Here is an 8,505-nt window from a genome sequence, read left to right as displayed (position 1 = left end):
CGAGGAGGCAGAGGCTCCAGGATCATTTCTCCACCTCCAGCAGGCGCACGCGCACCTGTGGGGCGCGGGGATGGCGCGAGGCAGCTTCACCCAGCTCCGCCGTCAGTCGGCTGAGATCGAGCGCCACGCCGCTGCGTTTCTGGTCGACCATGGCCCGCGCCAGCACGGCCAAGCGGTCACCCGCAACCGCGGGCGGAGTGCCGCGCGGGTGGATGTTCGACATCATGTTCCGGTCACCGTCCGTATTGCCGACCTTGGGGTTGTACACCAGGTAGGCCGAGAGGCCGTCCCCCGTGCCGAGACCGGGGCGCTCGCCCAGAAGAATTGCCGCCACCTTGGCGCCGACCGTCTGACCGATCTCGTCCTCCAGCCAGACGCGTGCGTAGCGCGCGCAGACGGGGATGCCCACGGTGAGCCCGCGGGCCTGGCAGGCCTTTGTGAAAGACTCGAGGAGCGCGAGCCCGCTCTGCATACAGGCCACGGCCGACAACCCATCGGCGAGGATGGGCTGCACGTCGACCCCGTGTCGGGCCTCCTTCTTGAGGAGCGCCAGGGACGGCTCGTCCAGCAGGCGCCCCAGATCGGGCCGCAGCAGGAACTCGCGGTGGTTGCTCACGCGGCTGCGCAGGCCCAGAAGGCCGTTCTGGGCAGGCCAATCCTCGGGCAGCTCGGTGCCAACGGCCTCGTGTGCCACGGCCAGCTCCGCCTGGAACTGAAGCACGACGTCCGTCGCATAACGCGTGCCCACCTGGCCAATGCCTAGGACTGCCGTGGTGTGGGCAGCGGTCTCGCGGGCATACCGGGTGCCCTCACTGCGGCGCGGAAACACACGAACGGGGGGTTCGGGAACGCGAGGCAGGGGCGGCGGGGGCGGCTCCGGGGCGGACCCGCCGAGCTGCTCTCGGAGCGCATCGATGAGTTGGCGCGTGCGACTCATGTAGGCAGGATCGCCTCGGGTCGGCCGAACGCAGGGCCCGGCACATTCTGTTCATAGTCCCACAGGCCCCGCTCGACCATCCAGGCGTCGAACTCGGGTGTGGGCCGCTTGTTCAGCAGCCTCCGGACGGACGGGATGTCGTGGTACGAGGTGCTCTGGTAGTTCAGCATGATGTCGTCCCCTACGGGCAACGACATCAGGTAGGTGCAACCGGCGGCGCCGAGCAGCACCTTCAGGCTCTCCAGCTCGTCCTGACTCATGCGCGCGTGATACGTGAAGCACGCATCGCAGCCCATGGGCAGGCCCAGCAGCTTGCCCATGAAGTGGTCTTCCAAACCGGCGCGGGTGATCTGCGGCCCATCCTCGAGGTACTCGGGGCCGATGAAGCCGACCACGGTATTGACCAGGAACGGCTTGTAGCGCCGCGCGAAGCCATAGGCGCGCGCCTCCAGGGTGACTTGATCGGCTCCGTGGTGGGCCGCCGAAGACAGCGCCGAGCCCTGCCCCGTCTCGAAGTACATGCTGTTGGGTCCGCGGGCCGTGCCCTTCTCCTTCATCTTCTCCCAGGCTTCGTCCATCAGAGAAAGGGAGATGCCGAACGCCTTGTTGGCGGCCTCGGAGCCGGCAAGGGACTGGAACATCAGGTCCATCGGACAGCCCAGGTCCAGCGCGCGCATCTGCACGGTGACGTGCGACAGAACACAGTGCTGCGTGGGGCAGTCGTTCTTCTTCAGCACCTTGTCGATGGCCGTGAGGATCTCCGCCGTGCTCTCGGCGGTGTCCGTGGAGGGATTGACGCCGATGACCGCGTCACCGCACCCGTAGGACAGCCCCTCGCGCATGCTGTACAGGATGCCTTGGACGTCATCCGTCGGGTGATTGGGCTGCACTCGGGACGAGAGCCGCCCAGGAAGCCCCAGGGTATTGTTGGCCCTGACGACGACCTGGCACTTCGAGGCCACGGTCATCAGGTCCATATTGGACATGAGCTTGCATACCGCCGCGGCCATCTCCGGTGTCAGCCCCGCGGAGACCGAGCGGATCTTCAGGCCGTCCGTCTCGCTCTCCAGGAGCCACTCACGAAACTGCCCCACGGTCAGGTGGGAGACGGCCTTGAAGGCCCCTTCGTCGAGCGTGTGCTCGACCATGCGCGTCAGCTCGTCTTTTTCGTAGGGCACGACGGGATGCTGGCGCAGCTCATGCAGCGTAAGGTTGGCCAGCACCGCACGCGCGGCAACGCGCTCGACGGCACTGCGGGCCGAGATGCCGGCCAGATCATCCCCGGACTTGGGAGGATTGGCCCGGGCAAGGACCTCGCGGACGGAGTCGAACCGATGGACGACGTTGCGGATGGTGGCGGCCAGATGCATGAGCGCTCACGATGACCTATGCGCGTGGCGTGGGACAACGGCCAAGTGACGCTGGGCGACCATTCAAGAGGCCGACCTTGCAGACACCGTGCCCACAGGCGCATGACGCCCACCTTGCTGCACAGGCACCTTCGACGGATCGGGTGGGGACTGGGTGTGGTGACTCCGGCCGCTGTCCGCGCCTCCCGCCAGGTTGACGGAGACTGGGACGGGGCGATAGGGCAAGGCAGTCTCACCGTCTCTCGAAAGGCCTCTGCTCCCATGCGCCTCGCCGCCGCTCTCCTCGCCCTTGTCGCCAGCGCTGCCCTCGCCCAGGGCACTCCTCCCGCGCAGGCCAAGCCCCCTGACGCCAAGCCGGCCGAGACCCAGCCGGCAGAGGTCAAGTCCGGAGAGAACTCCACCCTCACCGTGCGCTGCATGGATGACTGCAGCGTGCGAGTGGACGGCAAGGCGGGCCTGCGCAAGGCCCCGAACATCTGGGAGTTCAAGGATGTGTCCCCCGGCCAGCGCCGCATCGAGGCCAACGGCGGCTTTCTCAACCGCCCCCTCTACAACGGCTACGCGGAAGTGCCCGGCGGCATGCAGGTGACGGCGCAGGTCGACAGCAACAAGCGCCTGACCATCACCGACCGCATCCCGCTCGGGGAGGTGAAGGAGGCGAAGGCTGCCGCTGGGGGGCCCTCCGTGCTCACCATTCGCTGCACCAAGAACTGCACTGTGTCCTTGGACGGGGCCCGCAAGGGAGCCAGCCAGGCTCAGCTCGTCGTCATCCGGGATGTCCCCCCAGGCGATCGCAACATCGAGGTCAAGTTCGTGCTCGGCACCAAGGTGGTGCGCTCGCTGCTCGCCATCCCCGCCGACAGCGAGGTGTTCGTCACCGCCACCGAGAGCGGCCTCAACATCACCAACAGCAAGCCCCTGGCGAAGTAGGCCTCAGGAACAAGCAAGGGGCCTCAGCCCCGGCACGGCTTACATCATGCGCGTCCAGGGGCCCATGGGATCCCCCGGGACTCCGCCCAACGCCCGCGCCTTGCTGGCAGGAGACTGGGCCGCCACCATGGCCCGCCGCTCGTTGGGCGGGCTGAAGTGCACGACGCGCGGCAGCTTGGGCCCAGGCTGCAGGCTCAGGTTGGGCGCCCCCGGGCGAAGGATGCGCCGCGGGAGAACCTCCTGCCCTGCCTGATCGAGCTCCGAGTCGAACACCCGCTTCGCCCACATCGCGCGAGCCCCGGCAGACACCGCCACCATCAGCTCCGCGCACAGCGTCTCGCCGCGCTGGGGCCGGGCCTCGGGCAGCTTGCTCATGAGCCGCAGGATGATGGCCCCCAGCGGCTTGGGCACCCGGGGGTTCACCTCCCAGGGTGGCAGCGGCGCTCGCAGCTCGATGGCCGTGTGGAGCTGCTCGGGCGACAGGCTCGGCGAGAAGGGCGGGTGCCCCGTCACCAGCCAGTAGGCGGTGGCCCCCAGGGCATACAGATCGTCCGTGGCCAGGTAGCGGTAGCTGGCGTGAGGGCGCCCCCAGTTCGTCCGCAGGAAGCGCAGCATCTCCGGACTGCGGAACACCTGCAGCTCGTGGGCAAGCGGCGTCTTCAGGAGCGTGTCCAGCCCCTCGTTGCCGCCGTCTCGCAGGTCCAGCAGCACCGGCTCCGCGTCACCCTCGCGCACCTGGATGTTGTGCGGGTGCATGTCCCGCTGCCACGTGTCGCGCGAGTGCACGTCATCAATCACCGAGCCCAACCGGCTCAGCAGCGCGGCGACCTGCAGGTACGTGGGGTTGGCCGTCTCCACCCAGGCCGGCAGCGACAGGCCACGCACGTCCTCGCGCACACAATAGAAGAAGTCGCCACCCGGCAGCGGCCAGCGCCCATAGGCATGGAGCCGCGCCATGTTCGGATGCTTCGCCAGGAGCCGCGCCGCCCGATCCGCGAAGCGGCCCTCGCCCGGGCGCAGGGAGATCTTCATCACGAGGGGCTCGGTCGGACGCCGCACCTCTTCCACACGGTAGAGCGCGCCGTGCCCTCGCTGCTCCAGGCTCTCGAGGATGCGCCAGTGCTCGACCAGCGCTCCTGGAGTCAACACCTCTGGACGTATCGAGCAAGACTTCATGTCCATTGTCGAGGACTCCAAATCACCTGACCGATGTATCGTAGCAGACCTGTCAGGTGGACCCAAATCGATCTGCTCTACCAGGGCAGATGACGAGTTCTCGTCACTCCCAGGTCGCTGTATCCTCAATGGGTTATACCTTCTCCGCAAAGTCTTCAAGTCCCGTGAGATGGGCCTTCTCTGCAGAACATTTCGAGACTGAAAAACAGGTCATTACCCTGTTTTGTTTTTTCAGAAATGAAAGGCAATGCTTTCAAAAGTGAAATAAAGAATGTCTCAAAGGGAGGGGAGCGTGTGTTCCGTTCCATGGTGAACGGCCTCCCCAGCGAGCCCCCCTCTCCCCGTTGGAGCCCCTCACCCCGGGGAGCCTCACCCACCCTGCTGAGAGCCCAGTCGCAGCAGCTCGATAGAGCGGGCCAGCAGCGGGGCAATGGACACCACCTCCACCTGGAAGGGAGGCCGCACGGGCAACGGGACGCTGTCCGTGGTGAGGAGCCGGCGGAGGGGGAGCCGGTGGAGCCTGTCGAGCGCGGGGCCCACCAACAGCGCGTGGGTCGCCACCACCGTCACCCCCGGCTCGCAGCCGGCCTCTATCAGGGCGTTCACCGCCGCCTCAATGGTGCCAGCGGTGGAGATCATGTCGTCCACCAGGATGGGGGTGCAGCCCTTCACGTCACCGGTGATGTTGCGGGCCTGCACCTGAGAGCCGCTCGTGCGGTACTTGTGGACCACTGCCACCGGGAGCTTCAGCGGCGCTGCAAACCGCTCCGCGCGCTTCACCGCGCCGAGATCGGGCGAGACGACGACAGAGCCGGGTGTGGCGGTGCGCTGCAGGTGGTCGGCCAGCAGCGGCAAGGCACTCAGGTGCTCCACGGGGATGTTGAAGCAGCCCTCCACGGCCGGGCTGTGCAGATCCACCGCGACGAGCCGATCCACGCCCGCGGCCCGGATCATGTCCGCCACCAGCCGAGCGCCCAGCGGCTCTCGCCCCGTCTCCCGGCGGTCATGCCGAGCATAGGCCAGGTAGGGCACCACCGCCGTCACCCGCGCGGCCCCGCGCCGCCGGCACGCATCCACCATCAGGAGCAGCTCCATGAGGTGCGAGTCCACGGGCGGCCCGAGCGTCTGGAGCAGGTAGACGTCGCAGCCCCTCACCTCTTCGGCGACCTCGACGTGGTGCTCTCCGTCCGGGAAGCGATCGACGGTGCACCGCCCCAGCTCCAGGTTGAGGACCTTCGCGACGGCCGCTCCCAGCGCGGGGTGGGACGAGCCGGACATCAGGACGACACGCATGGAGGGCTCCCAGTGCAGGACAATCTGCCCGGGATTGTGCCGCCTTGGCGCGGCGCGATCACGTTCTCAGGCGCTCAAGGCGTGCCCCCCGGGACGCCCCCATCGCTGGCAGTGGACATTCCCAGGGGAGCCCGGCGCAGCGTCTCGATGTCCGCGAGGACGGCACTCACATAGGCTTCCATCACGCGCTTGCCCTTGGCACGGGTCGCGAGCGTCGCGTCCCCGAACACCCCGCTCGGCGAGTAGATCCCCCCATCCGTGGGGGTGCGCGTCAACGGGCCCTTGCCGGGGTGGTAGTCCTTGACGGCCTTGGACATGTCCACGGTCTTGGGGGCAATGTAGAGCATCATCGAGGTCTCGATCTCATCGGCGTGCGTCCCCCCCTCTTGCTTCGACACCTCCTTCTCCACTTCGCCGAGGGCACTCAGCAGATCGGTGTAGTGCAGGAGGATGCCCTCGGCCGCGAGCAGCTCTGCCGCCGGCCGCAGCGGCCGCACCGTGGAGATGCCGGTGTTGAGCACGTAGAAGCGGCGGGGCCCGTGCCGGGCGAGACTGCGGCAGATGTCGACAATCATGTCCCGGGCCGTCTCCATGCGCAGCGTCGTGGAGCCCGGGTACTCCAGGAACGCGGGGTAGAACGAGTAGTTGATCGTCGGGGCGATCACGACGTCGGCGGACTGGTGCACGCGCTGCTTCAGGTACTCGGCAATGTTCCAGTCATTGGCGAGCGGCAGGTGCGGGCCATGCGCCTTGGCCTGCGCGCCCAGCGGGATGACGACGACGGTGCCGCGGGTGAGGAGCTTCTCGGCCTGCTGCCAGGTGAGCTGCTCCAGGAGCACCCCCTTGGGAGCAGCCGAGCGCCCGCCGGACTGGGCCGCGGCAAGCACCGAGCACACGAGAAGCGGACCACACAGCACCACCAGGGGAATGCGTTGGAGTCTCGTCACGGCGTCCTCCATATCATTGCGAGCGCCTCTGCTGCGGCGGACAACAAGCTCCGCGAAACGTGGGACCTTGGGCTAGGGTTCCCGGTCGGTCGTTTCGCGGAGGGTTCATGCACCATCGGCTGCCGCTGTTCGCGTCGTTACTCGTCATCGGACTGTGGAGCGTTGCTTGTGGCGACGACCCGGCTCCCAGCAACAAGATCCACGTCGTCACCGGTCCGTTCGTCCAGTCGTCGGATGTCACGTCTGGAACCCAGGTCGCGCTGTCCCTGGAGGCCACGGACGCGGATGGGGACGCGCTCACCTACGAATGGGTGCAGACGCCCGCGACTCCGGCCGGCACCTTCAGCGATCCCGCCATCGCCAATCCGACCTGGACGGCGCCGCAGGTGACGGCGGCCACGAACTTCCAGTTGGGCATCACCGTCTCGGATGGCAAGGAGCTGGGGACGGTCCGCCGCTCCGTCACCGTGCTGGTACGCCCCCCACCGCCGATCAATCGGCCTCCCGTCATCAGCACCGGCACGCCCGGCGCCTCTCCCTCGTCCGCGACGGGCGCCATCCCCATCCAGCTCTCCCTCTCCGCATCGGATCCGGACGGCGACACGCTCACCTACTCGTGGACGCAGGAGCCCGCCACGCCCGTGGGCTCCTTCAGTAGCCTCTTCACCTCCAGCCCCACCTGGACCTCGCCCGTGGTCACCAGCGCCACGACCTTCACCCTGAAGGTGACGGTCTCGGATGGCCGGGGTGGCACCGTCCAGGGACAGGTCAACGTGGCCGTGGCGCCGCCGTCCACCACGAACACCCCGCCCACCCTGACGTCGGGCCCTTCCACCTCCGCGGCGACCATCAACTCGCAGCAGTCCGTCAACCTCTCTGTCAGCGCCATGGACTCGGACGGTGACACGCTCACCTATTCCTGGTCGCAGACGCCCTCCTCTCCCGCAGGCACCTTCGGCAACGCCTCCACGGCCACTCCCTCGTGGACAGCGCCGGCGGTGACGGCGGACACGGCCTTCCAGCTGCGCGTGACGGTGACGGACGGAAAGGGCGGCTCCGTGAGCGGCACGGTGACCGTGAACGTGCGCGCTCCCCCCGTCAACCGTCCTCCCACGCTCACGACTCCGACGGCCACGCCCACCTCTGTGACTGGCGCTGCTCCCGTCCAGCTCTCGGTCACCGCCACGGACGCGGATGGCGACACACTCACCTACGCCTGGACGCAGGAGCCCGCCAGCCCGGGGGGCTCCTTCAACAACGCCTCCGTCTCCAACCCCACCTGGACCTCGCCGGTAGTCGCCAGCAACACGACCTTCACCCTCAGGGTGACGGTCACGGACGGACGGGGTGGCTCCGTCTCGGGACAGGTGAGCGTGGCCGTGGCACCGCCCATCCCCCAGAACAACCCCCCGACGCTGACGGGCCCCACCGCCAACCCACCCACCCTGAACTACCAGCAGCAGACCACCCTCTCGCTCACGGCGTCCGATCCCGACTCCGACCCGATCACCTACGCGTGGACGCAGGAGCCCGCCATGCCCGCCGGCTCCTTCAGCAGCACCACCGCGGCCAACCCCACGTGGACAGCGCCCCGAGTGACGTCCAATACGGTCTACCAGATCCGCGTCACGGTGTCGGACGACCGGGGCGGTTCGACCAACGGCTCGGTCTTGGTCACGGTGAACGCCTTCGTGAACTCCCCGCCCACCCTGACGGGCCCCACGGCCTCCGCCACCACGATCTTCGAGCAGACCTCCATCACCCTCGGTGTCACCGCGACCGATCCGGACTCCGACCCGCTCACCTATACCTGGACCCAGACGGCCCCCACCTCTCCCTTGGGGACCTTCAG

At 67.9% G+C, this 8,505-nt stretch carries 7 protein-coding genes; 2 read left to right on the top strand and 5 right to left on the bottom strand.

Annotation, left to right across the window (positions count from 1 at the left end; all coding sequences use genetic code 11):
• Positions 1–22: 22 nt before the first annotated feature.
• Both VD972_RS38905 and VD972_RS38900 read right to left on the bottom strand, forming a co-directional pair.
• On the bottom strand, positions 23–937 hold the full coding sequence (locus tag VD972_RS38905; RefSeq protein ID WP_324993930.1) for an ethanolamine ammonia-lyase subunit EutC: 915 nt from the start codon (positions 935–937) through the stop codon (positions 23–25).
• Entirely contained in the window at positions 934–2,307 is a 1,374-nt protein-coding gene (locus VD972_RS38900) for an ethanolamine ammonia-lyase subunit EutB (RefSeq protein WP_324993928.1), read from the bottom strand. Before VD972_RS38900 ends, VD972_RS38905 begins: the two co-directional genes overlap by 4 nt.
• A gap of 261 nt (positions 2,308–2,568) precedes the next feature.
• On the opposite strand from VD972_RS38900, the gene VD972_RS38895 reads away from it, so the two are divergent.
• Positions 2,569–3,237 (top strand): hypothetical protein, encoded by a 669-nt coding sequence (locus tag VD972_RS38895; RefSeq protein ID WP_324993926.1) that lies wholly within the window; start codon positions 2,569–2,571, stop codon positions 3,235–3,237.
• 39 nt (positions 3,238–3,276) lie between these two features.
• Here the strand turns inward: VD972_RS38895 and VD972_RS38890 are convergent, their stop codons facing one another.
• From VD972_RS38890 to VD972_RS38880, 3 genes are all read right to left on the bottom strand, one after another.
• Positions 3,277–4,413 (bottom strand): serine/threonine protein kinase, encoded by a 1,137-nt coding sequence (locus VD972_RS38890; protein ID WP_324993924.1) that lies wholly within the window; start codon positions 4,411–4,413, stop codon positions 3,277–3,279.
• A gap of 369 nt (positions 4,414–4,782) precedes the next feature.
• Positions 4,783–5,706, bottom strand: a complete 924-nt coding sequence (locus VD972_RS38885; protein WP_324993922.1) for a ribose-phosphate pyrophosphokinase — start codon at positions 5,704–5,706, stop codon at positions 4,783–4,785.
• 74 nt (positions 5,707–5,780) lie between these two features.
• A complete protein-coding gene (locus VD972_RS38880) occupies positions 5,781–6,653 on the bottom strand; it encodes a creatininase family protein (protein WP_324993920.1) in 873 nt (290 codons plus the stop codon).
• A gap of 107 nt (positions 6,654–6,760) precedes the next feature.
• Between VD972_RS38880 and VD972_RS38875 the strand changes: the two genes are divergently transcribed.
• Positions 6,761–8,505: PKD domain-containing protein (locus VD972_RS38875; RefSeq protein WP_324993918.1), on the top strand; the 1,745-nt coding region annotated here is incomplete at its 3' end.

This window comes from Hyalangium sp., from assembly GCF_035629615.1.
Lineage (GTDB): Bacteria > Myxococcota > Myxococcia > Myxococcales > Myxococcaceae > Hyalangium.
This window is presented reverse-complemented; position numbering and strand designations above follow the sequence as displayed.

Bases quoted from the DNA above. Each gene is read 5' to 3' on its own strand.
- VD972_RS38890 (WP_324993924.1), bottom strand. From the start codon at position 4,413: ATGAAGTCTTGCTCGATACGTCCAGAGGTGTTGACTCCAGGAGCGCTG.
- VD972_RS38885 (WP_324993922.1), bottom strand. From the start codon at position 5,706: ATGCGTGTCGTCCTGATGTCCGGCTCGTCCCACCCCGCGCTGGGAGCG.
- VD972_RS38900 (WP_324993928.1), bottom strand. From the start codon at position 2,307: ATGCATCTGGCCGCCACCATCCGCAACGTCGTCCATCGGTTCGACTCC.
- VD972_RS38905 (WP_324993930.1), bottom strand. From the start codon at position 937: ATGAGTCGCACGCGCCAACTCATCGATGCGCTCCGAGAGCAGCTCGGC.
- VD972_RS38895 (WP_324993926.1), top strand. From the start codon at position 2,569: ATGCGCCTCGCCGCCGCTCTCCTCGCCCTTGTCGCCAGCGCTGCCCTC.